Below are 20,054 nucleotides of genomic sequence, written 5' to 3' on the forward strand. Positions count from 1 at the left end.
CCTGTGTGCAGAAGAGCGCGTGTATTTGCTTGTGTGCGTAATCTCTGCCTCTCTGAGTCATTGGCTGCTGGCGGCGTTCTTCAGCTGACAGTGTTGTAGACAAGTCGCTTAGGTGGCGCCTTAGGCCGTTTGGCGCTCTTGTTGCGTTGTCGTGGGCCCTCGGTATCCGTGGATTGGGTAGCGTCGGTAGTACAGTATCTGTTTTGTCTGATTGAGGTAGGCGATTAGCTGGTCTACTGTGGCCGCTGGCACGTAGTATATGTGCCGCTCGTCTGGCGATACGCCGAACATGGCGGTCTCGTTTGGCTTTAGGATGCCTAGCTCTTTCAGCTTGTCTATTATCTTAGTGGGGTGCGCCTGGCCATCTATGTCTATTTCCACGGCGTTTTTTGTGTCTATGTCTACTAACTTTAGCCGGGTCATCTGTCCGCCTCCGGCGGGAAGTAGCCGAATGACATGTATATGGCCGGCATGTCGGCTAGCCTCTGGTCCTTCATGGCCTCTATCATTGCCCGCAGATTGCGCCAGCTGGGGGTCACGAATCGCATTCTGTAGAGCCGCTGAGTCCCCGTGGCAAATATGTGGACGTAGGCGAGGCCCCTGGAGGCCTCCGCCATGCCCATGTGCTCCCCTGGCTCGGGGTAGAGATAGGTGTAGACTCCGAGTATTCCGGACATGCCCTCTCGCCTGTGTTCTGGGTTTTTGACGAGGAGGGCTTGGTCGACTACGTCTCCCTCTGGGAGGCTTCTCAGGGCTTGTCTGACGAGGTCTATGGAGGCGTAGACCTCGCGCCACCTGGCCATGACTCTTGCAAGGGCGTCGCCGGCCTTCTCCACCACTGGCTCAAAATCTATTTCTCGGTAGGCGTCGTAGGGGTAGGCGGACCGCACGTCGAAGTCTATGCCGGACCCTCTGGCGAATGGCCCCACTGCCCCGACCTCGGCCGCCGCCTTGGCGTCTAAGACTCCGACGCCCTCCAGCCTGGCCTTGGTCACTGGGTTGTCTAAGAACAGCGTCTTGAAGTCGCCGAGCTTCTTCTCCACCTTGGCCAAGAGCCTCTCCACCAGCGCGATGTGCTCTGGCTTGAAGTCCCGCCTCACGCCGCCCGGCGCCGGGTACGATATAGTGGTGCGGGCCCCTGTTATCTTGGCGAATACCTCGGCGAATAGGTCCTGTAGGGCGAAGCCCCACATGAAGGCCGTGGAGTGGCCGAGGAATATGCCCAGGAGGGCTAGGTCGTAGAGGTGTGTCCTTATCCGGGAGAGCTCCGCCATGATTAAGCGGAGGTACTGCGCCCTGGGAGGCGGCTCTAGGCCTAGGGCCTTCTCGAGCGCCAATACCGCCGGGTACGTTATATTCATGCTGTCCATTATTGAGGCCTTCTCCACGAGAGGTATCAACGTCCAGTAGGGCCTGTTCTCGGCCAGCTTCTCCACGCCGCGGTGGACAAAGCCCGGGTCTGGGACTACGTCCACTATTATGTCCCCGTCCAACACTAGGAACAGCCTCATGTGGCCAGAGCCTGGGTGCTGTGGGCCTACCACTAGCACAAGGCCGCGGCGGCCCCTCAAGAGCTCCTCCTCCCTCTCTACGAAGAAGGTGTCCCCGAACTTGGCCGTGAACGGCCACTCACTCTGCATATATCTTGTCCTGGAGGTTTTTCACCGCTTTTAGGAGGGCCTCGGGGGTCGGGGGGCAGCCGGAGACGTATTGGTGGACTGGCACCACCTTGGAGGCGGGGACCATGTGGTAGCTCCCGTAGAAGACCCCGCCCTTAATGGCGCAGGCGCCCATGGCTATTACGTACTTGGGCTCGGGCATCTGCTCGTATACATATTTTACAAACTTCGCCATCTTCATGGTGATCGTGCCCTCAATCACAATTATGTTGCTCTGCCTAAGGGAGCCCATGGGAAGCATTCCAAACCTCTCGGCGTCGTAGGCGGAGCCGAAGGCGTGGCCGAACTCCACGCCGCAACAGGCGGTGACGAGGTGGGGCGGCCATAGAGACCACTTAGTGCCCCACTTGGCCACCTTGTCCACGGTCTTTTTCAAAAGAGTTCTCATGGGTTTAACGCCGCTTCCCTTTAAAAAGATTTTTAAAAATTTTATATAATTAAAATTTCTTCTCCAGGTACTTTAAATTTCGACCATTGTCTAACTCCACCTCTTTATGTCTCCTAGCACCCTTAGATAGGCGGCTACGAACGCTGCCACAACTGCCAAGGAGAGGGCCAAGGCGGCGAAGAGGCCGGGGGATGCGCCGCCGCTCAGAAGTGCGTAGACGATCAAGAGCCCCGCCACCGCCTCCGCCGCTGTGACGAGGTATATGTAGCCGACGTACTGGGCCACCAGCCTCCTCTTAACCTCGCCGTATGGGGGATTGCCTGCCTCAAACCTCCGCTCTTTGACCTCGCTTGGCTTCTTGGGCGCGAGTCTGTAGCCCACGTAGACGAGGGCGGCCAAGGCGGCGAAGAGGAGGGCTAGGAAGAGGAGAAGGGCGGTCATGCCACGCCGGCGGCCTTAAGCGCCGCGGAGAGGGCCACGGCGGCCACCGCCAGCGCCAGCAATTTGCTCCAGCCTAGCCTAAGGGCTTGGTCGATCCTGTAGCGGGGGTAGATGGCTCTTAGGAGTAGCAGCGGGACTGTGAGTAGGGCGGCCTTGACGACCACCGCCAGCGCGCCTAGCAACAAGTCGCCGAAGGGGGACCACCCGCCGAGGAACAGCACTGCGCCCAGGAGGACGCCTGCGTACATCTTGACGTAGTTGGCCCCAAAGGAGAGGATGAAGAGGGTAGAGCCGTACTCAGTATACGGCCCCAGCACCACCTCAGGCTCTGCCTCGGGGATTTCGAAGGGGAACCTTGTGGTGGACATGGCCAACGATATGTAGAAGGCGAGGAAGGCGAGGGGGTTGAGGAGGACGCCCCAGAGGCTCTGCCTCTCCACGACGGCGTAGGGGTCGGCCGTGCCGTACAAGATGAACATGGCCAACACGGAGAGAAGGAGGGGGACCTCGTAGGCAGCGGTGAGGAGGATCTCTCTCACGGCGCCTATGTAAGTGAACTTGTCCGCCTCCGCCCACGCCATCCCCACTAAAAACACCGGAATGAGCAACCACGTCACCACGGCCAGCGCCAGGCCGTAAGAGTGGTGGAATATGACCAGGCCAGGGGCCACCGCGATGAAGACCACTGGCACAGCCTCGGCGACGAAGAGGAGGAGGGGCGTCAGGGCGAAGAGGTGCCTATTGGTGTGTCTGGGGAGGACGAGCTCGGAGAACACTAGTTTTATGAGGTCTGCTATGGGCTGGAGAAAGCCCCCCAGCGGCTTAGAGACGTAGAGGGGGCCGTAGCGCCACTGTACCCTCGCCACCAGCTTCCGCTCGGCCCATATGGCCACTACGAGGAAGCCGAGGATTCCCGCTATCCCTGGGAATATGAGCGCCGCGAGGATGTCGCTTGGGATGCCCGCGATCATACCAGCGACTTGTCCCCGACATCGGCGGCCACGGAGCCGGGCGTCATCTCCTTGGGCTTCTTATACGTGTCGAGGCTGTCCCACGTGATTTCTATGTGGGCCGTGTGCTGAAGGGAGCCGGTGGGACAAGCGTCTACGCAGTAGCCGCAGAGTATGCACCTCCCCCAGTCTATCCCGGGGTACCTCTTGCCGTCTTCCTCTAGGTGGAATTTTATGGCCTTGGCGGGGCAGACCGCCTCGCACAGCTGGCAAGAGATGCACTTAGACTTGTCGTTTACTATAAATCCCCGGGGGGCCGGGCCGTAGTCTCTCCTCTCCTCGGGCCATCTAACGGTCCACGGCTTTTCAAATAGGTTTTTTAGAGCTACTGCGAAGAGCTTTATGTGAGTGATCATTTAGCGCCCCGCGGCGTCATGCAGGGGAGGCTTGGGTCCACGGGGCCTATCACCTCTCTGCCCACCATTCTATTTATCTCGGCCACGTCTCTGTCAATGATGGCCTGTATCATGTCTATCTCCTCTGGCTTCAAGTGCTTGAACCTGCCCTGTAGCTGTAAGAAGCACTTCACCGGCTTCCTCTTGGGGACGGGTATCGTGACTCTAAACTCGCCGTTTTCAATCTCGTAGTTGACCCAGTACCCCGTCTCTGTGGCCAGCTCCAAGACCCGTATCGCGTACTTGGGCTCAAACCTCCAGCCTGGGGTACACGACTGGAGTATGTGTATGAAGGAGGGGCCGTCCACCTCCGCCGCCTTCTTTATCTTCATGACCATGTCGTGGACGTAGGCCGGGTTGGCCGTGGCCACGTAGGGAATTCCGTGGGCCGCCGCGATGAGGGCCATGGGCTTCTTATGAGTGACGTTCCCAGGCACCTTCCTCCCGGCGGGGGCCGTCGTTGTAGATGCGCCTAGGGGCGTGGTGCCGCTACGCTGTATGCCCGTGTTCATGTAGCCCTCGTTGTCGTACATGATGTAGATCACCCGGTGGCCCCTCTCCAGCATGCCGCTCAGTGCCTGGAACCCGATGTCCGCCGTCCCGCCGTCGCCTGCGAAGACCACGACGTTTATCTTCCTGTTGGGGTCAATTACGCCGCGCCTCTTCAAGGCCTTGATGGCGGCCTCTATGCCAGAGGCCACAGAGCCCCCGTTACCAAAGGCCACGTGCATCCAGGGGACGGCCCAGTTGGTGCGCGGATAGACGACGGTGGACACCTCGGCGCATCCGGTGGGATTCACCACGACTGTGTCTGGCCCCAAGACCTTTAACATGTGTCTAGCGATGACGCCTATGGTGCACGACGCGCATAGGCCGTGGCCTGGGAGAAACAGCTCCTCCTGCGGCAGTTCAAAGTTGGCGTACTCGTAGAGGCCGGCGTACTCCTCTGCCACTTTTACGCCGGGTATGCCAAGCGAGTGGCGCCTTATGTATATCTTCTCCCGGAATCTACCCTTGACCTCACTCATAGCCTCCCCTGAGGCCCAGAGTGTATGTCTGCCCAGGTGCCCAATGGCCTTTGTGGATCTTCCAACCGGCTTCGTATATCATGTCGCTGTCTATTGCCCTCATGCCAATGGTGGCTAAGATGTTGTACACGGGCTTGTGCAACGTGGCGGCCACCTCCACCGCCATGGGGCCCTGGAGCGGGCCGCCGTGGTTAATTGTCCTGTCTATTACAGCGACTTTGTCGACGTGGCCTAGGAGCTTTCTCAAGAGGTCGTAGGGCCAGGGCCTTATGACCCTCAGCCTCAGGGCCCCCGCCTTGACGCCCTCTGAGCGCAACCGGTCGACGGCCTTTTTCACAAGCCCAAAGATGGAGCCGTAGGTGACTATCGCCACTTCTGCGTCCTCTAGCCGGTAGGGGACCGCGAGCCCGTAGCTTCTGCCAAACCACTTGCAGTACTCGGAGTCGACTTCCTCGATTACTTTTATAGACTCTCTAAGAGCCTCTACCGCCTGCCACCTAACCTCCCAGTACCACTCAGGCGTGCCCACTGCGCCCAGCTGCGCCGGGTTGTCCACGTCCAGCTTAACCCAGCTCCTGGTAATAGGCGCAAACCTTATCACCTCCTCCTCGTCCTCTGGCACGTCGAGCGGCTGGAGGACGTGGCTTGTCCAAAAGCCGTCGTAGGCCACGGCCACGGGCAAGTGGACGCGGGAGTCCTCTGCGACTCTGTACGCCTGTATTATTGTGTCAAAAGCCTCCTGCGCGTTTTGCACAATGTAGATAATCCAGCCGAGCTCCCTCATAGACATCACATCGCTGTAGTCACCCCAGACGTTTATTGGGGCTGAGGCCGTCCTCGCGGCTATGCCCATCACAATGGGTAGGCGCATGCCCACAGCTATGGGCAAGTTTTCGTACATGTGGAACAGCCCTTGCGAAGACGTCTCGGTGAAGGTTCTGGCCCCCATGGCTGAGGCGCCTATCACCGCGGACATGGCCGAGTGCTCCGACTCCACCGGTATATACTCGGCGTCTAGCTCGCCGTTGTTTACATACTCCGCCAGCTTCTCCACTGCCGGGGTCTGGGGCGTTATGGGGTAGGCCGCAATTACTTCAACTTTGGCCATCTTAACCGCCAGGGCCACTGCGTGGTTCCCCGTGAGCGCTATCCGCCTCTGCGCAACCCTTCTCTCCCTTGGGATAACTGCCTGCGCCGTCATATCTCCCTAACCATCTGTATTGCCCCAGTTGGGCACACCTCAGCGCACACGCCGCAACCCTTGCAGAAGGCGTAGTCAAAGTCTATGAACTTCATGCGGAACTTCCTCCCCCTGGGCCCCTCCACCTCTCTCCAGGCCTCTATTATAGCGTCGTCGGGGCAGTACAGCCAGCACTTGCGGCACATTATACACTTGGAGTGGTCTATCACCGGCTTGTCAATGCGCCAGCCCCCCGTCGTGTAGAAGAAGCTTGTGCCCGGGAAGACAGCCCCAGCCTTGTTCACCTCTTGCCAGCCCACGATGTCGTACGGCCCAGTCAAGAAGGCAGAGGTTGTGGATATGATGCCCTTCGGCTTAGCCGACTTGTCCACTCTCTCTGGGGGTATGACCACAGCCGTCTCGTAGGCCTCCTTAGTTGCCGCGAAGTTCTCCTCAACCGCCTTCCCCAGCTGGGTTTCAAACGCTTGTCTTATGGACTCCAGGGAGGGGAAGCCCATCACCTTGGCAAAGGCGCCAGCCAGCGGCCCGTTGGGAATGTCCAGCTTCAAGTGACGTCTTGCTATGTCTATGGCATCTAACACAACTAGGTAGACGTCGTCTCTGCCCACGAGCTTCCTCGCCTCCTCTGGCCTCTTACCTGTGTTGAGAATTATGTAGCCGCCAGGCTTGACTGCGTCTATGGCAAACCTCATTGGGTCAATTAACTTGTCGTCGAAGATCACGGCCACGTCGGGGGTCTTCACCGGCTCTTGGTCCTCTATGGGGTCTTTGCTAACTGTGAGAAAGGCCTTGACGGGGGCGCCCCTCCTCTCGGCGCCGAACTCGGGGTTGGCAATGGCGTAGAGCCCGTCTATCACCGCGGCGTTTGCTATAATGTACGTGGCTGTGACAATGCCCTGCCCGCCGCGGCCTAGCCAGACTGTCTCCACCCGCATGGGTCTACCCCGTAGCATCCATATAAATTTGCCTATGTGCAAAAGGGAATTGAGTTAAGATTTCTTCTACAAATCTCAAATTTAAGATAATGATAGAGTATGTGAAAGCCAGAGGGGCGCAACGGCGCCGGCGGCGGTTAACACCACGGCAATGGCCGCCGCGACGGGGCCCACGCCGCTTGGGAGATCTCTAGCCACTCTAAAGTAGTAGGGCACTGAGAGGGCTATGTTGGCCAACAGGTATACGCCGACGTGAGGGCCCAGGGTGTATGCGGCGAGTATGAGGAGGTAGAGCTTTGGCCAAAAGCCGAGGGCCGGCGGCACCCCTATCTGGTTCATGGCCAAGAGGTAGGCGGCCCATCTGCCCGACCCGGCCTCCAAGTGGTTGAACAAGGCCATTTTGCCCAAGGCGTCGGCCATTATCAACAGGAGGGCCACCTGGGGGGACAGGGGGTACGCGAATATGGCGAAGCCTGCGTGGGCCACTGTGGAGTAGGCGAGCACCCTCCTCAAGTCTCCGCTGGTCAAGGCGCCGAGGTTTCCCACGAACATAGAAAGAGCGCCGAGCCCATACGCGGCCAAGGCCCCCACCTCCGGCCTCACGTAGAGCAACGCGAAGCCGGCCGCCAGTTTGGGCAAACTGGCCAAGGCGGCTAGCCCCGCCGGCCTAGAGCGGCCGTACACGTCGGGAACCCAGAGGTGGAGAGGCGCGGCCCCCAGCTCGGCGGCCACGGCCATGAATATGAAGAAGTTGCCGAACGCGGGGTAGTCGGGCCTAGTGGCCAGCCCCACCGCCATAAAGCTGACGGCTATGGAGGAGATTACGAGGTATCTAAACAGCCCCTCTAGGGACCCCCTGTCGCCCATCGTGGGCAATAAGACCGCTGGGGCCAGCGTGGCCATGGCAAAGCCTAGGAGCTGCAGATGTGCAACCCCCGTGGCTATGAGCAAAACGCCGGTGTACGACACCGCGGCGGCCATGCCGGCCTCTTTTGCCAACTTGCCCCGAGCCACCATGGCCACGCCGAGGAGATACGGCAGTGTGTAAACACCAGCCAAAATAGGCGGCCACCCCTCTGCGGCCTTATAAACAGCTAAGGCGGAGATATATACCACGTCGAGCGGCCATGCGCCACGTAGAAATAGCCTAAGGACCACATACGCAGTGAAGGCAAGTGGCAAGAGTAGCTTGTCTACCTCCATAACACTACCAAGGCCAACACAAGCGCCACGCCTATGCCCGTACCCGCTACGTAGAGCCAGTAGTCGAAGTTCCTCTTGGAGATCTGCCGCGACGCCGCGGCAAGCGCCGTGGGCAACGCGCCGTGTAGAGCTAGGTCAACAACGCGGTCTGCCGTGGCGGTTAGCTTGACCAAGGCGTTCCACGCGTCGATGGACTTAAAGATTAGGAGGTCGACTGCTCTGTCCCCTATCGCCACCGCCCTCTTTACAGCGTCAAACGCCCTCGGGGCCGCTAGGTCGTATAGCAGGGGCAGGCCGAGCCTGGCGTATAACACGCGCGGAGGCGGGACATATGCCAGCGCCAGGCCCATCAGCGCCAGGGCCCAGAGGGGGTTCGGCAACGCTGGCACTAAAAACGCCGAGGAGGCCACGCCTAGGTAGGGCAACGCCATTGGGCCAAGGCCCGTGCCCTCTGTGCCAGTTCTAAGGAGGAGCTTCCCCACGTAGCCCGCCGTGAGCGCCGAGAAGGCGAGTACCCAGACGTCGGCGTGTTCTTTGGCCAAGGCGCCGAGGGGGGTCAGCCCCGCCAGCGTCAGAAGCGCCAGCGCCATGGCGGCCTTGGCGGCTAGGGGATACGCCCCGGGCGTTCTGCTGTGAGTCTCATGGATCGCGTGGCCCACCGCCATGAACAATGTGGCCTTGGCCACGCCGTGGGCGTATATGAGCCACAGCGCTTCATGGGGGTTCTTGAGAGAAAACGCCGTTATTAAGCCCAGATAGGAGGCGGTGGAGGCGGCGAGCAGGACCTTGGGCTCCCTCTGGGCCAGGGCCACCAGCCCGCCGTAGAGGGCTGTGGTTATGCCGACGGCGAAGGCCACGTCGGCGGCCCACGTGGGCATCAACGAGCCGAACTTGAGCAGGAGGATGGGCCCAGCCTTGACCATGGTGGAGGAGTGGAGTAACGCGCTCACCGGCGTCGGCGCCGACATTGCCGTCATAAGCCAGTCTGTGAAGGGGAGCTGGGCGGCTTTGGCAAACGCGGCCACGAGCAAAAGGGCGGCCGCCAAGTCGCCTAGGGCGACCCACTGCGAGATGTAGCCGCCATACTGCGCCGCGGCCATGCCCAGAGAGGCGAGGAGGGAGGCGGAGCCCACCTCCACGGTCAAAATGGCCCTAAGGGCAGAGGCGCTCGGAGTCCACAGCCATGTGAGACCCCAGAACCTCTCCCCAAGCCCCACCCTTCCCGCGTCCTCTTCGTCTCTGTACGTGAGGATTAGGCCCCAGCTGGCTATGTCGAGGCCTCCCCACCCTACCGCGAGGAGGATCCAGTGGTCTGCCGAGACGAAGACGAGCATAGAGCCGTAGAACAAGTTCATCCAGGCCCAGAACCACCCAAGCCGCTGGTTGCCCCTCATATAGAAGATTGAGTAGAGGGATATGGCCGCGTATATGCCCGAGACAAAGACCAACAGGCCCAGTATGTGTCCATCGAGTCTAAATAGGTGAGTGGTAGGGCTTGAGCCCAGAAGCAGAGCCGCCGCCACAGCCGCCGAGGTGGCCACTGCGAATATGCCGCGTCTCGTCAACAGGTCCAGCGCCGCGGCTATGAAAGGTAGCGCCAGGAGTAGCTCTAAAGCGACCATAACAGCCACGGCACTGCTGCGAGGAGGGCGTAGGGCGCCAGCGCCGTCGCGAGAGTAGGGATGTACATATCTCTAGGCGCGTCCAGTGGGCCGCTCCCCGCCTTGTATACCCTGTTCAGTATATAGAAGTTGTAGAGGGCTGTGGAGAACAGAGCGAGTATCAATAGCGCGGCGGCTGAGAGGCTGTGGGGAAGCCCCATGGCCAACAGCGCCTTCCCCACTAAGACTATTCCAAAGACCCCTGAGAGGGCCACGAAGGTCAAGACCGCCAGGGCGAGGGCCGAGGTGTCCCACACGAGCTTGTCCAACTCGCGGGTGTGCAACTTAACAATGTAAATGCCTGAGAGCATAAATCCAGCGGCTTTGGCGAAGGCGTGCCCCACGAACAAGACGGCGGTGGCCAAGTAGTCTAAGGGGGGCAGGTGTGGTGCAACCTGGTACTTGGGCATGGCGGCCGCCGCCACGAGCAGGCCCATGTTGGCGATGGTGGAGTCAGCGAGAGCCCTCTTGATGTCCATCTCTCTGAAGACGAGGAGTGAGCCATAGACGGCGGTGGCTAGGCCGTAGAGGTAGAGGGCGTCGAGGGGCCAGTGGGCGCCCTCCTTCAGCCTCCAGATCCAGTAAGCCATTAGCCCCACGTGGACTGGGCTTAGGAGGGCGGAAAGCGGTGTGGGGGCCTCGGCGTGGGCGTAGGGGAGCCAGAAGTGGACTCCCAAAGTCCCCATCTTCACCAACAGGCCCACAAGCACGAGGAGGGAGGCAACCCCCGCGGCTTGAAACACATCTGCGTCAAATTTCCCAGCCAGCGCCACTCCCACTAGGAAGAGGATGGACCCGACTTGGGCCCAGAGGAAGTAGAGGATGCCCACCACCCTCCTGTTGCCGTAGCCGAAGTACCATATGAGGAGGAAGCTCGTTATTATGCTGAGCTCTAGGGCGAGGAAGACGAAGATGAGGTTTTCAAAGGCCACGATCCAGACAAAGGACAGCACGTAGAAGGCGTGGACCATGTAGTACCACCTCTCGGCGCCTAGGTGCTCTAAATAGCGCTGGGCGTAGAGGGCCGTGATCAGGCCGAGCACTATGGAAACTGTTGCGAATGGCCACTTGTCGGCAGTCAGCGAAAACGCGACCTCGCCCACATATGGCAAAGTGGCCAACACGGTTCGCTCCACGACGCCGAAGTACAACGCCATTGTGGCCACGGAGGCAACAGCAGCCCATCTGCCGAAGCGGACAGCCGCTAGTGCAAGTATAGAAGATAGGAGCGTTGCCAGCAGGAAATATAGGCTATACATGGCCCTCCTTCGCCAATTTGAACAGTGTAGCGACGAATATCAGCGTCTCGGCGACGCCCACCGCGGCCGCAACGGCGAGCAGGTTTATGTCTCTAGCAACCGCCGCCGCATACAGCGCCGCTAGCGTCAAAATCTCGGCACCAATTACGACTCTCACAAGAGAGACCGCTGTGGCAATGGCAACAAGGCCCGCCACCAACAAGACGATCAGCGTGACCAACTCGGTCATGTACTCAACTCTACAGCAATCTTCAGCACATAGACGATGAAGGCGGCCGCCAGAGGTATCAACATGTAGTCCAACGCCTGTTGCACCGCTTGCTGGGGGCCAGGCCTTAGGAGGAGGGGGGCTGCGAGGGCCACGGCAACTGCGGCGAGGGCAGACTTCCTAAATTCTACGGGCTTTGCCACGTCGCCCATCGAGGCCGCGGCGATGAGCACGAGGGTCAGCGCGGCCACTATATACACAAGCGTGATGAGTATAAACGCAGCAGCGCCCAAGTGGGGCGTGGAGCCCAGGGCCACGGCTACCCCTAGGCCTGTCAATAGGAGAGAGGCATATATGTTGTCCCTTGTGTACAGTATTAAGAAGGCGAGGGCCGCCACGCCGACTAAAGTCAAGAGGTCCATAGGAATGCCCGCCGACCTCTTTTTAAATTTCACTAAAGTAACTTGAACATACAGCCATTGAAGCCTTGAGAAATTTAGAATTAAGTATAATTAAGAAAACTGCGCCGCACATGCATTTCGAAATATTTAAACTTAGTGTTAGGAAATACTTAAATAGGAAGTTCATGCTTAATCCTATGGTAGTATTCAGAGTACTAAGAGTTGATTTGTCAACAGAGAAAATAAGCGAAGAAGTATATAAGGAGGACGTCGTGAAGAAATTCCTGGGGGGAAGGGGGCTGGGGGCGTACTTGGCGTTGAAGGAGTTGCCAAGGGGCATAGACCCGCTCTCGCCCTCGAATAAGTTGTACATATTCGCGGGGCCCTTGTCGGGCACCGCCAACTTGGCCACCAGCAGGATAAACGTGGTCGGCAAGAGCCCCCTGACGGGTTCCTACACTCACTCAAACGCGGGGGGCAACTTCGCCTACTGGCTTAGGAGGAGCGGCTACGACGGGATAATTGTGGAAGGCGCCGCGGAGGACCCCGTGTACATCCTTGTGAAAGACGGCGAGGTGTCCATTAGGCCTGCCAAACACATATGGGGCAAGTGGACGGGCTCAGCCACCAAGGCCCTGCTAGAGGACGCCGGGCTTGAGCCCGACGAGAAGAAAGCCGGCGTAATGACCATCGGACCTGCTGGGGAGAACCTCGTGAGAATTGCGGGCCTCAGGTTCAGCGACTACGAGCGCTTCGCCGGGAGAGGCGGGCTGGGCGCCGTTGCCGGCGCCAAGAAGCTCAAGGGCATAGTGGTCTGGGGGACCCACGACCCGATGAAGGACTTCGTGGACAAGCAAAAGTTCCTCAAAATCGCCACCGAGTACTCTGTAAAGCTCATGAATAACGCCACTTCCAAGGCTTTGCACCAGTATGGGACAAACCTCTTGGCCAACATCATAAACTCCATAGGGGGTTACCCCACGAGGAACTTCGAGACGGGGTACTTCGAGACGGCGGAGAAAATAAGCGGGGAGTATATCAAGCAGAACTATGTGAAGGAGGTGCACGGCTGTATGCTTTGTCCAATCCAGTGTACTCAGATGGCCGTTGTGACCTCAGGGCCCTACAAGGTGCCTGGTGAGAAGATAAAGTACGAGTACGAGTCCACGTGGGCTCTAGGCGGCAACCTGGGCCTTTCGCAGACCGAGGCTGTGCTTAAGATGGAGAAGTTGGCCAACGAGCTGGGTATGGACACGATATCGCTGGGCAACACGCTGGGCACCTTCCTCGAGCTTGTGAAGAGGGGCAAGATAAAGTATGACATCGACTGGGGCGACGCCGGCGCCTTGATAGACTTGGTGTACAAGACCGCTTATAGAGACGGCATTGGAAACGACTTAGCCGAGGGCGACTGGAGGCTGGCGAATAAGTACGGCGCGCCCGACGCCTTTGTGGGCTCCAGGGGGCAGGGCTTCCCGGCCTACGACCCCAGAGCGCTTAAGGGCTTCGCCATTTCGTACGTGACGGCCAACCGCGGCGGCGACCACCTAGAGGCGTACTCGCCTACGTGGGAGGTGTTGGGCGTTCCCGAGAAGGTGGACCCGCTCTGCGAGACTCCCGAGTGTATTTCTAAGCAGGTAAGGCTGGTAATCTACGCGCAACACTTAATGGCTCTCTCAGACTCAGTCACATATTGCAAGTTCGACACGCTTGACAAAGACGGCATATTTGAGCAACACCTGGCAGACTTGTTCAACGCCGCCTATGGGTGGAATGTCACGGGGGAGGACATGTTGACCATCGGGGAGAGGATATTCAACGTGGAGAGGCTATTCCACGTGAAGGAGGGCAAGTGGGTCAAGGACGAGCTTCCGCCCAAGATGAGGGAGCCTATAAAGACTGGGCCAGCCGCCGGCCACACGGCGTCAAAGATGTTTGACGAGGGCATTAAGGAGTTTTACAAGTTGCGCGGCTGGGTCGACGGCAAGCCCACATACGAGACTTTGAAGAGGCTAGGGCTGGAGGAGTTCCAGTACCTCTTATAAACCAATTTTTAAGCCGGCCTTTTTTCAAACCTCCGTGTCCACATTTGCAGTCTTCTACAGGCCTGACCTGGGCGAGTTGGCTGAGGCTGTGAAGAGGGAGTTTAACGCCGTGGATCTGAGTTGCGGCGTGGGTTTTTCCCACGTGTTAATCCTCGGGGGGGATGGGACCTTGCTTGAGGCCATTAGGCGTTTTCCGTGTATTTTTGACTCTGTGGTGGTGCACCTAGGTCTTGGGAGGGTGAATTTTTACAGAAGCGCTGAGGTGCCTATGCCGCCTAGGGAGGCCATCACGCGCATAATAAGCAACGATTACAAGGTTGTGGACTTGGCCACGCTGGAGGCGGGCGGCTGCACGGCGCTTAACGAGGTTTCCTTTTTTAGGAGGGAACACGGACGTCTGTTGAGTTTTAAGATTTTGACTGAGGAGGGCGAGATAGCCGGGAGGGCGGATGGGGTTATTGTCTCAACGCCTCATGGGACAAGCGGCTATGTGGTGTCCACCTATGGCCCCATTGTGGACTACAGAGCCGACGTCGTAGTGGTCTCCTTTGTGGCCCCCTTCACTCTCTTCCTAAGGCCTCTGGTGCTTAGCTCTAGGCGCGTGGAAGTGGAGGTGGGGGAGGAGGCGGTTATGACTTGCGACGGCAGAGAGGGCGGCGTTGGGAGGCGGTTTGTCGTAGAACGAGGCAAGAGGCGGCTGAGGCTGGCCGTGTTTGGGGAATTCAACTTCTTGAATAGAGTGATGGAGCGGCTCAGGAGCCTATGACGTGTTTTGTGCTCGACGCCTCAGCGTTTATACATGGGAGAGACCTCCGCATCTTCCAAGGCGAGTTGTACACCACTAGGGAGGTGGTTGAAGAGCTGAGGGACCCGAGGGCGCAGGCGGCGGTGGAGGTGCTGGGCGTGAGAGTAGAGGAGGTTGACGAGAGAAAGGTGAGAGAGCTCGTGAAGAGGTTTACGGGGCTGTCGCCGGCCGACGCCTCGGCGCTGGCCCTCGCCTTGGAGAGGGGGTGCGTCTTAGTTACAGACGATGGGAGGTTGGCCGCGGCGGCGAGGAGGCTGGGCGTGAGAGTGGAGGGGGTGTTTTACCGAGGCAGGAGGCCAGATAGGTAGGACCCCGCCGCGGCGGCGACGGGTATTGTGAGGTTGTCCTCTGGGCTTGTCGCATCTGCCACCACCACCAGCGCGGTGATGGCTAGGGCCGCCAGCGGCGGGTAGCCCGCGGCCATCAGCGCCACTACGTTGGCTAAAGCCCCGGCGAGGGTACCGGCCACGGTTATTCTCCCAATTTTTCTGCCCCCAACGGCTGTCCCAACCACGGCGCTTACCGTGTCGTAGACGGCCATGCTCACTATGGAGGCGAGTAGGTGTTGCCTGCCAAAGAGGGTCAAGGCGGCTAGGAAGCCTACTCCGCCCATTAAAACGCCGAGGTAGCCATGTCTCTTTTCGTAGTCTCTTTCCGCCATGTCTATCAACTCCTCCAGTTGCCTAAGGGCTCTCTGGTACTGAAGCCTTAGCTCTGGCCTCTCAATGGGGATGAGTTGTTCAAGCCTGTTGAACAAGTCCTCAAAGGTCTTAAACACGTTGCGGCGGAATTCAACCCACGCGGCCGGCTGCCTGACTTGTATCGAGTAAATGAAGCCGCTGGCCACCACCAATAGGGAGATGTACAATTCGGCAGAGACGTCTACTAGGAAGGGCACTGCGAGCAACGCTACAAAGGCAACGTGGATCGCCTTTCTCGCCGCGAGAGTCTTTAACGACGCCCATTTTGACACATGCGACAAGACCCCCGGCTATATATCCTTTGGGCAGACGCCCACTATGACCCTCAGCGGGGCGCCTCTCTTAAGCTCTGCCACCAGCCTCCTATCCAGCTCTGCCGCGGACTTGTCACTGGCCACGGCCACCGTGGACTCGTCCACGTACTCCGACTTCCTGACCACGAGCCGCCAGCGGGAGGTGGGCGTCCACCTCGGCGTTTTGCCCACGACGTAGTCCACCGCTGTGCCTACGTCGAGTATTATCACCACGGTGCCCTCATGCGCCAAGGCGTGGAGCACTTGTGCGTCTAGCTCGCCAGCCGCCTTCTCGGCGCAACAAGCCACTATGCAGTCGCCCCGCTTTGTCACATACGGGTCCTTCGTTATTTCAAGCGTCCTCCTGTTTGTGGCAGTGATGTTGGGGTGGCCGCGTGCGGTAAACACGTCGCGGGGGACGTCGCCCCTCTTCACTTTCTCTAGGCACACGATATTATTTATTGACACTTTTTCAAAGTTGCCATGGACGTCGAGGAGAGACTTTCGCTAGTGCTTCGGTACCCCACTGAGGAGGTGATCACAGTGGAGGAGCTTAGGGAGCTCTTCCAGGGGGGCTACAAGCTGAACCACTACATTGGGTTTGAGATAAGTGGGTTTATCCACATAGGCACAGGCGTGGTGAGCATGTCGAAAGTGGTAGATCTGCAACGCGCCGGGGTGAGGACCACGGTTTTTCTAGCAGATATTCACTCGTGGCTTAATAACAAGCTCGGGGGCGACTTAGACACCATTAGGCGGGTGGCCGTGACGTACTACGTCGAAACCTTCAAGAGGATTATAGAGGTCCTTGGGGGAGACCCGGACGCCACGCGGTTTGTCCTCGGCTCAGACCTCTACCACCACAACGACGAGTACTGGTTTCTCCTAATGGATATAACTCGGCATCTAACTCTGTCGCAGGTTAGGCATAGTTTGACGATACTGGGCAGGAAGATGGGGGAGTCCATCCCCCTCGCCTACTTGGTCTACCCCCCGCTCCAGGTGGCCGACGTGTTCGCGCTCGGCGCCCATATTCCACACGGGGGAATTGACCAGCGGAGGGCGCACATACTGGCGAGGCAAGTGGCAGACAAGATTAGGTTCTACCCCCTCACTGTTGACGGCAAGAGAATTAAGCCAGTGGCGCTTCACCACAGGCTACTCCCAGCTCTCAACATATCCTCCAAGCCCAGTAGCAAAGAGGAGTTGAGCGAGCTTAAGATGTCGAAGAGCATCCCCCAGAGCGCCATTTTTGTCCACGACAGCCCCGAGGAGATTAGGCAGAAGGTGGCCAAGGCCTACTGCCCGCCGCGTGAGGTAGAGTACAACCCCGTGCTGGAGCTTCTTAGGATAGCGGCCTTCCGCGAGGAGAGGAAGACGCCGCTGGTTATTAAGAGGCCGGAGAAGTACGGGGGAGACGTGGAGGTGTGGAAGTACGAGGAGCTTGAGGCCATGTATAAGGAGGGGAAGATACACCCGGCAGACTTAAAGGCCGTGACGGCCGAGGCCTTGGCCGCGCTGTTGGAGCCGGTGTATAAGTTCTTCCAGGGGCCTGGGGCGAAGCTACTTGAAGAAATGAGAAACATAGCTATAACCCGCTAGGAGGAGGGCTCTGAGCGCGGCAAGCGACCTGGGGTCTGTAAGCGCCGCCGTTGCGAGAGTTTTCACGTGGTCGTCGTAGTCCACTGCGAGGTAGTCTCCGCCGCTGAGAGTTTTCAACAGCCGGTCAACGGCCCTCTTCCCGTAGAGAAGCTTGAACAAGAGGTGCGCCGCCCTCAGCCTCATGCGCAACTGCCGCGTCCCCTCCTCGTAAAGGCTTGGGGTGCCCCTCGCCAAGGCCTCCGCGGCCAGCTTCCCGCTTTTAACCGCGAGCACGATCCCCCCGCCGCTGAGGGGCTTGACGAGCCCCGCGGCGTCTCCCACGAGTACCACTCTGCCGTGCACCACCCTCTGCACCGGAGGTCCGGCAAGCACGCCGCCGCCAAACGGCCTGTCCACAGGCGACCCCTTTAACAACTTCACCAGCTTGTTCAACTTTTCCACTAGGCAGCACTTGTCGGCTAGGCCTACGCGGTAGACGCCCTTGTCCACTTCAACAACCCATGCAAAATACGCCTGGGAAATCTTGGGGTTGTATACGACGGTGATGCCGGGGAGCTCAGCCGGGCTTTTTACGTCCACTTGGAGGCCCGGCAGTCTGACCACCTCGCCGTACGCCCTAGAGAGGCGCCTCAGCGAGCCCTCGGCCACTACGATGTAGTCATATGGACCGTACTTCTCCCCCCTCTCTGTGTACAAGTACGGGCCCTTGATCGCCGTCACCTTTTCGCCAAAGCGGATGTTGGCCACGTGTTCTGCGAGACGCCGCTCCAGCCCCGGCCTATCCAGTAGGTACACCCCGCCTCTTATGCGGAAGCGGATAAAGTCGCCGTCTAGGTTTGTCACGTAGAGCTCGTCGTACCTCCTAACCACCACCTCTCGGGGGATGCCTACCCTCTCCGCCGAGACGGCGCTGACGAGGCTTGTGCAATGTCTGGGAAGCCCCACTACGTTGTGTTCTTCAAAGACTTCTGCGTCTTTTAAGGCGGCTGCTACGGACAGTCCAGCAGGACCTGCACCTATGACCGCAATACGCACGACACTATTTGTCAGCATTTATATATTCGGCTTCCACGGGGGCTGTGTTGTACAAGAAAGCGATTAGAGACCCAATCCACGGCTTCATTAAGCTCACTGAGGAGGAGGTCAAGTTTATAGACGGCGAGCCTCTTGTCCAGAGGCTGAGGTATGTGAAACAACTGGGCTTCGTCTATCTTGTATATCCAACGGCCACGCATACGAGGTTTGACCACAGCTTAGGCGTGATGTACATCGCCACGTTGCTTGGGGAGAAGATAATGCAGTTGATGGGCGAGAAAGACGAGGGCTTGCTTCAGCACCTCCGCATAGCCGCCTTGTTGCACGACCTGGGGCACCTGCCGTTTTCCCACTCCTTCGAGGCCGTGGTCAGCGAAGTTCTCCACATGGCCAAGAAGGGTGGGTGCGTCGATGTGGACCTTTCCATGTTTGACGTGGGGAAGCCCCACGAGGTCACGACTAGGCTTCTAGTGGATAAAGTTTCGCCAAGGCTCTCTGAGCTGGGCTACGACCCAGACCTCGTCAAGGCTTTGCTGTTTGACGGAGAGAAGTATAAGCCGTTTCACAGCATACTCTCGGGGGTATTTGACGCAGACCGGCTGGACTACATAATGCGAGATATGTATTTCACGGGGGCGGCTGTGGGCACCAGTTTTACACACATAGACCTCGAGCGAGTTGTGGAAAATCTCGAGGAGGCGGGGGACAGATTTCTGTTTAACGAGAAGGCGAGAGTTAATTTGGAGGGCTACTTAATCACGCGCTATAACTTGTATCGGCACGTCTACCTCCACCACAAGACGGTCCTTTTTACAGAAGTCGCGAGGAGCATAATAGCTGAGAATGTGGAAAAATGTGCGGAGGGGCGCGGGGGTGAGATTTGTCAATATCTCTGCGACCTCGCGAGATTTATATCAGGCGACGTAGATGAAGAGGTGGTTTGGAAGGCCACAGACGAGTACTTCGTCTCAGTCTTTGTCAAAGACCCAAAGTTTAGGGAGCTACTTTCACGCAAGCAGCTCGACTACGTGGCTCTTTGGAAGCGTGAAAAAGACTTCTTGGAGGTGTTTAAGGACCCCGTTAGGCTTAACGAGGCTGTGGATAGGCTTGGCCCGCCGCACTGGGCCTTGATAGACAAGTTGAAGAAGAAGCTCGTGGAGCGGCTCAACGTCGAGCTCGGCGATTCCAACTGCAGACTTGAGCCCAGCGACGTGTTGATATCTTACGTGAGCTTTGACCCCAGGGCAGAGGACTTGTATATAACGACGGCGCGGGGGCCTGTGCCAATATACGAAATTTCTCCACTGGTGGCCGCAGTCAACGAGGCGTGGAGGAGGGCCCCCCACCTCTTTGTGCACGTTAGGAGGGGGGTTTTGGACAAGTGCAAAAACGCCCTCGATATTTTAAAAGCGTCGTTAGAGCCGCTTCTCGAGCTGACTATTAGGAGAATCTCATCCTAGCGACACGCCGAGCGTCTTTTTCACGTACTCCGCTACCTCATCTCTAGTCTGTTCATACAGCGCCTTGCCCTCCTTTGTAAGCTCCACCACGCCGCCTCTTATCGCCACCTCGCGCCTCAGAAGCTGAGGCCACACCCGCCAGTTGTACCTCTCGCCGAGCTCCTCAACCGCGCGCCTGGCCAACTCGTCTATTTCCTCCACCTTGGCGGGGCCCTCGGCGAGCCGGCGCATTATGACTAGCCGGAGGTATTCCCCAATGGGGCTGTAGCGTACATATTGGACATACATACGATATAGTGAAACC

Annotated in this window: 23 protein-coding genes; 5 read left to right on the forward strand and 18 right to left on the reverse strand. The window is 58.6% G+C overall.

The annotated features are described in order from the left end of the window. Positions 1-120: 120 nt before the first annotated feature. The 14 genes from PCAL_RS10845 to PCAL_RS10910 all read right to left on the reverse strand — a co-directional run bounded on the left by PCAL_RS10845 (position 121) and on the right by PCAL_RS10910 (position 11,830). Positions 121-423 carry a hypothetical protein gene (locus tag PCAL_RS10845; RefSeq protein WP_011850717.1) on the reverse strand — a complete coding sequence of 101 codons (303 nt, stop codon included), beginning with the start codon at positions 421-423 and terminating at the stop codon, positions 121-123. After that, positions 420-1,640 carry an NADH-quinone oxidoreductase subunit D gene (locus tag PCAL_RS10850; protein WP_011850718.1) on the reverse strand — a complete coding sequence of 407 codons (1,221 nt, stop codon included), beginning with the start codon at positions 1,638-1,640 and terminating at the stop codon, positions 420-422. The genes PCAL_RS10845 and PCAL_RS10850 overlap by 4 nt, the downstream gene beginning before the upstream one ends. Then, the gene (locus PCAL_RS10855) at positions 1,630-2,067 is read right to left on the reverse strand and encodes an NADH-quinone oxidoreductase subunit B (protein ID WP_011850719.1); all 438 of its coding nucleotides are present in this window, start codon (positions 2,065-2,067) and stop codon (positions 1,630-1,632) included. The genes PCAL_RS10850 and PCAL_RS10855 overlap by 11 nt, the downstream gene beginning before the upstream one ends. Positions 2,068-2,157: 90 nt before the next feature. Next, positions 2,158-2,508 (reverse strand): NADH-ubiquinone oxidoreductase, encoded by a 351-nt coding sequence (locus tag PCAL_RS10860; protein ID WP_011850720.1) that lies wholly within the window; start codon positions 2,506-2,508, stop codon positions 2,158-2,160. Next, a complete protein-coding gene (gene nuoH, locus PCAL_RS10865; protein ID WP_011850721.1) occupies positions 2,505-3,479 on the reverse strand; it encodes an NADH-quinone oxidoreductase subunit NuoH in 975 nt (324 codons plus the stop codon). Before nuoH ends, PCAL_RS10860 begins: the two co-directional genes overlap by 4 nt. Further along, a complete protein-coding gene (locus PCAL_RS10870; RefSeq protein ID WP_011850722.1) occupies positions 3,476-3,874 on the reverse strand; it encodes an NADH-quinone oxidoreductase subunit I in 399 nt (132 codons plus the stop codon). Before PCAL_RS10870 ends, nuoH begins: the two co-directional genes overlap by 4 nt. Continuing rightward, entirely contained in the window at positions 3,871-4,941 is a 1,071-nt protein-coding gene (locus PCAL_RS10875; protein WP_226951963.1) for a thiamine pyrophosphate-dependent enzyme, read from the reverse strand. The genes PCAL_RS10870 and PCAL_RS10875 overlap by 4 nt, the downstream gene beginning before the upstream one ends. Next, positions 4,934-6,142, reverse strand: a complete 1,209-nt coding sequence (locus PCAL_RS10880; protein WP_011850724.1) for a transketolase C-terminal domain-containing protein — start codon at positions 6,140-6,142, stop codon at positions 4,934-4,936. The genes PCAL_RS10875 and PCAL_RS10880 overlap by 8 nt, the downstream gene beginning before the upstream one ends. Further along, complete coding sequence (locus tag PCAL_RS10885; RefSeq protein ID WP_011850725.1) at positions 6,139-7,077, reverse strand: 2-oxoacid:acceptor oxidoreductase family protein; 939 nt, start codon at positions 7,075-7,077, stop codon at positions 6,139-6,141. Before PCAL_RS10885 ends, PCAL_RS10880 begins: the two co-directional genes overlap by 4 nt. An 81-nt stretch (positions 7,078-7,158) precedes the next feature. After that, on the reverse strand, positions 7,159-8,280 hold the full coding sequence (locus PCAL_RS10890; RefSeq protein ID WP_011850726.1) for a proton-conducting transporter transmembrane domain-containing protein: 1,122 nt from the start codon (positions 8,278-8,280) through the stop codon (positions 7,159-7,161). After that, positions 8,271-9,902 (reverse strand): proton-conducting transporter transmembrane domain-containing protein, encoded by a 1,632-nt coding sequence (locus PCAL_RS10895; RefSeq protein ID WP_011850727.1) that lies wholly within the window; start codon positions 9,900-9,902, stop codon positions 8,271-8,273. Before PCAL_RS10895 ends, PCAL_RS10890 begins: the two co-directional genes overlap by 10 nt. After that, a complete protein-coding gene (locus PCAL_RS10900; protein ID WP_011850728.1) occupies positions 9,890-11,200 on the reverse strand; it encodes a complex I subunit 5 family protein in 1,311 nt (436 codons plus the stop codon). The genes PCAL_RS10895 and PCAL_RS10900 overlap by 13 nt, the downstream gene beginning before the upstream one ends. After that, positions 11,193-11,429, reverse strand: a complete 237-nt coding sequence (locus tag PCAL_RS10905) for a ferredoxin:quinone oxidoreductase (RefSeq protein ID WP_193322722.1) — start codon at positions 11,427-11,429, stop codon at positions 11,193-11,195. Before PCAL_RS10905 ends, PCAL_RS10900 begins: the two co-directional genes overlap by 8 nt. Further along, entirely contained in the window at positions 11,426-11,830 is a 405-nt protein-coding gene (locus tag PCAL_RS10910; RefSeq protein ID WP_011850729.1) for a hypothetical protein, read from the reverse strand. The genes PCAL_RS10905 and PCAL_RS10910 overlap by 4 nt, the downstream gene beginning before the upstream one ends. Positions 11,831-12,006: 176 nt before the next feature. On the opposite strand from PCAL_RS10910, the gene PCAL_RS10915 reads away from it, so the two are divergent. The 3 genes from PCAL_RS10915 to PCAL_RS10925 are packed head-to-tail and all read left to right on the forward strand — an operon-like array spanning position 12,007 to position 14,967. Beyond that, entirely contained in the window at positions 12,007-13,854 is a 1,848-nt protein-coding gene (locus PCAL_RS10915; RefSeq protein WP_193322723.1) for an aldehyde ferredoxin oxidoreductase family protein, read from the forward strand. A gap of 34 nt (positions 13,855-13,888) precedes the next feature. Next, positions 13,889-14,620, forward strand: coding sequence for an NAD(+)/NADH kinase (locus PCAL_RS10920; protein ID WP_011850731.1), 732 nt, complete (start codon positions 13,889-13,891; stop codon positions 14,618-14,620). Beyond that, positions 14,617-14,967, forward strand: coding sequence for a PIN domain nuclease (locus PCAL_RS10925; RefSeq protein ID WP_011850732.1), 351 nt, complete (start codon positions 14,617-14,619; stop codon positions 14,965-14,967). Before PCAL_RS10920 ends, PCAL_RS10925 begins: the two co-directional genes overlap by 4 nt. Here the strand turns inward: PCAL_RS10925 and PCAL_RS10930 are convergent. Together PCAL_RS10930 and PCAL_RS10935 are read right to left on the reverse strand one after the other, a co-directional pair. Next, entirely contained in the window at positions 14,940-15,632 is a 693-nt protein-coding gene (locus PCAL_RS10930) for a diacylglycerol/polyprenol kinase family protein (protein WP_011850733.1), read from the reverse strand. The two genes, PCAL_RS10925 and PCAL_RS10930, sit on opposite strands and share 28 nt — an antisense overlap. Positions 15,633-15,650: 18 nt before the next feature. Then, a complete protein-coding gene (locus tag PCAL_RS10935) occupies positions 15,651-16,103 on the reverse strand; it encodes a DUF371 domain-containing protein (protein ID WP_226951964.1) in 453 nt (150 codons plus the stop codon). 33 nt (positions 16,104-16,136) lie between these two features. Here PCAL_RS10935 and PCAL_RS10940 point away from each other — a divergent pair, with 33 nt between their 5' ends. Continuing rightward, positions 16,137-17,255 carry a tyrosine--tRNA ligase gene (locus PCAL_RS10940; protein ID WP_011850735.1) on the forward strand — a complete coding sequence of 373 codons (1,119 nt, stop codon included), beginning with the start codon at positions 16,137-16,139 and terminating at the stop codon, positions 17,253-17,255. Here the strand turns inward: PCAL_RS10940 and PCAL_RS10945 are convergent. Beyond that, the gene (locus PCAL_RS10945; RefSeq protein WP_193322724.1) at positions 17,217-18,290 is read right to left on the reverse strand and encodes an NAD(P)/FAD-dependent oxidoreductase; all 1,074 of its coding nucleotides are present in this window, start codon (positions 18,288-18,290) and stop codon (positions 17,217-17,219) included. The two genes, PCAL_RS10940 and PCAL_RS10945, sit on opposite strands and share 39 nt — an antisense overlap. A gap of 44 nt (positions 18,291-18,334) precedes the next feature. Between PCAL_RS10945 and PCAL_RS10950 the strand changes: the two genes are divergently transcribed. Beyond that, positions 18,335-19,750, forward strand: coding sequence for an HD domain-containing protein (locus tag PCAL_RS10950; protein WP_011850737.1), 1,416 nt, complete (start codon positions 18,335-18,337; stop codon positions 19,748-19,750). Here the strand turns inward: PCAL_RS10950 and PCAL_RS10955 are convergent. Beyond that, complete coding sequence (locus PCAL_RS10955; RefSeq protein ID WP_011850738.1) at positions 19,742-20,038, reverse strand: hypothetical protein; 297 nt, start codon at positions 20,036-20,038, stop codon at positions 19,742-19,744. The genes PCAL_RS10950 and PCAL_RS10955 overlap by 9 nt on opposite strands. Positions 20,039-20,054: the final 16 nt, after the last annotated feature.

It is taken from the genome of Pyrobaculum calidifontis JCM 11548 (assembly GCF_000015805.1).
GTDB lineage: Archaea > Thermoproteota > Thermoprotei > Thermoproteales > Thermoproteaceae > Pyrobaculum > Pyrobaculum calidifontis.

Coding starts and splice junctions, on each gene's coding strand:
- PCAL_RS10885 (WP_011850725.1), bottom strand. CDS start 7,077: ATGCGGGTGGAGACAGTCTGGCTAGGCCGCGGCGGGCAGGGCATTGTC.
- PCAL_RS10940 (WP_011850735.1), top strand. CDS start 16,137: ATGGACGTCGAGGAGAGACTTTCGCTAGTGCTTCGGTACCCCACTGAG.
- PCAL_RS10860 (WP_011850720.1), bottom strand. CDS start 2,508: ATGACCGCCCTTCTCCTCTTCCTAGCCCTCCTCTTCGCCGCCTTGGCC.
- PCAL_RS10890 (WP_011850726.1), bottom strand. CDS start 8,280: ATGGAGGTAGACAAGCTACTCTTGCCACTTGCCTTCACTGCGTATGTG.
- PCAL_RS10880 (WP_011850724.1), bottom strand. CDS start 6,142: ATGACGGCGCAGGCAGTTATCCCAAGGGAGAGAAGGGTTGCGCAGAGG.
- nuoH (WP_011850721.1), bottom strand. CDS start 3,479: ATGATCGCGGGCATCCCAAGCGACATCCTCGCGGCGCTCATATTCCCA.
- PCAL_RS10875 (WP_226951963.1), bottom strand. CDS start 4,941: ATGAGTGAGGTCAAGGGTAGATTCCGGGAGAAGATATACATAAGGCGC.
- PCAL_RS10845 (WP_011850717.1), bottom strand. CDS start 423: ATGACCCGGCTAAAGTTAGTAGACATAGACACAAAAAACGCCGTGGAA.
- PCAL_RS10925 (WP_011850732.1), top strand. CDS start 14,617: ATGACGTGTTTTGTGCTCGACGCCTCAGCGTTTATACATGGGAGAGAC.
- PCAL_RS10955 (WP_011850738.1), bottom strand. CDS start 20,038: ATGTATGTCCAATATGTACGCTACAGCCCCATTGGGGAATACCTCCGG.
- PCAL_RS10900 (WP_011850728.1), bottom strand. CDS start 11,200: ATGTATAGCCTATATTTCCTGCTGGCAACGCTCCTATCTTCTATACTT.
- PCAL_RS10915 (WP_193322723.1), top strand. CDS start 12,007: ATGGTAGTATTCAGAGTACTAAGAGTTGATTTGTCAACAGAGAAAATA.
- PCAL_RS10850 (WP_011850718.1), bottom strand. CDS start 1,640: ATGCAGAGTGAGTGGCCGTTCACGGCCAAGTTCGGGGACACCTTCTTC.
- PCAL_RS10855 (WP_011850719.1), bottom strand. CDS start 2,067: ATGAGAACTCTTTTGAAAAAGACCGTGGACAAGGTGGCCAAGTGGGGC.
- PCAL_RS10905 (WP_193322722.1), bottom strand. CDS start 11,429: ATGACCGAGTTGGTCACGCTGATCGTCTTGTTGGTGGCGGGCCTTGTT.
- PCAL_RS10910 (WP_011850729.1), bottom strand. CDS start 11,830: ATGGACCTCTTGACTTTAGTCGGCGTGGCGGCCCTCGCCTTCTTAATA.
- PCAL_RS10895 (WP_011850727.1), bottom strand. CDS start 9,902: ATGGTCGCTTTAGAGCTACTCCTGGCGCTACCTTTCATAGCCGCGGCG.
- PCAL_RS10870 (WP_011850722.1), bottom strand. CDS start 3,874: ATGATCACTCACATAAAGCTCTTCGCAGTAGCTCTAAAAAACCTATTT.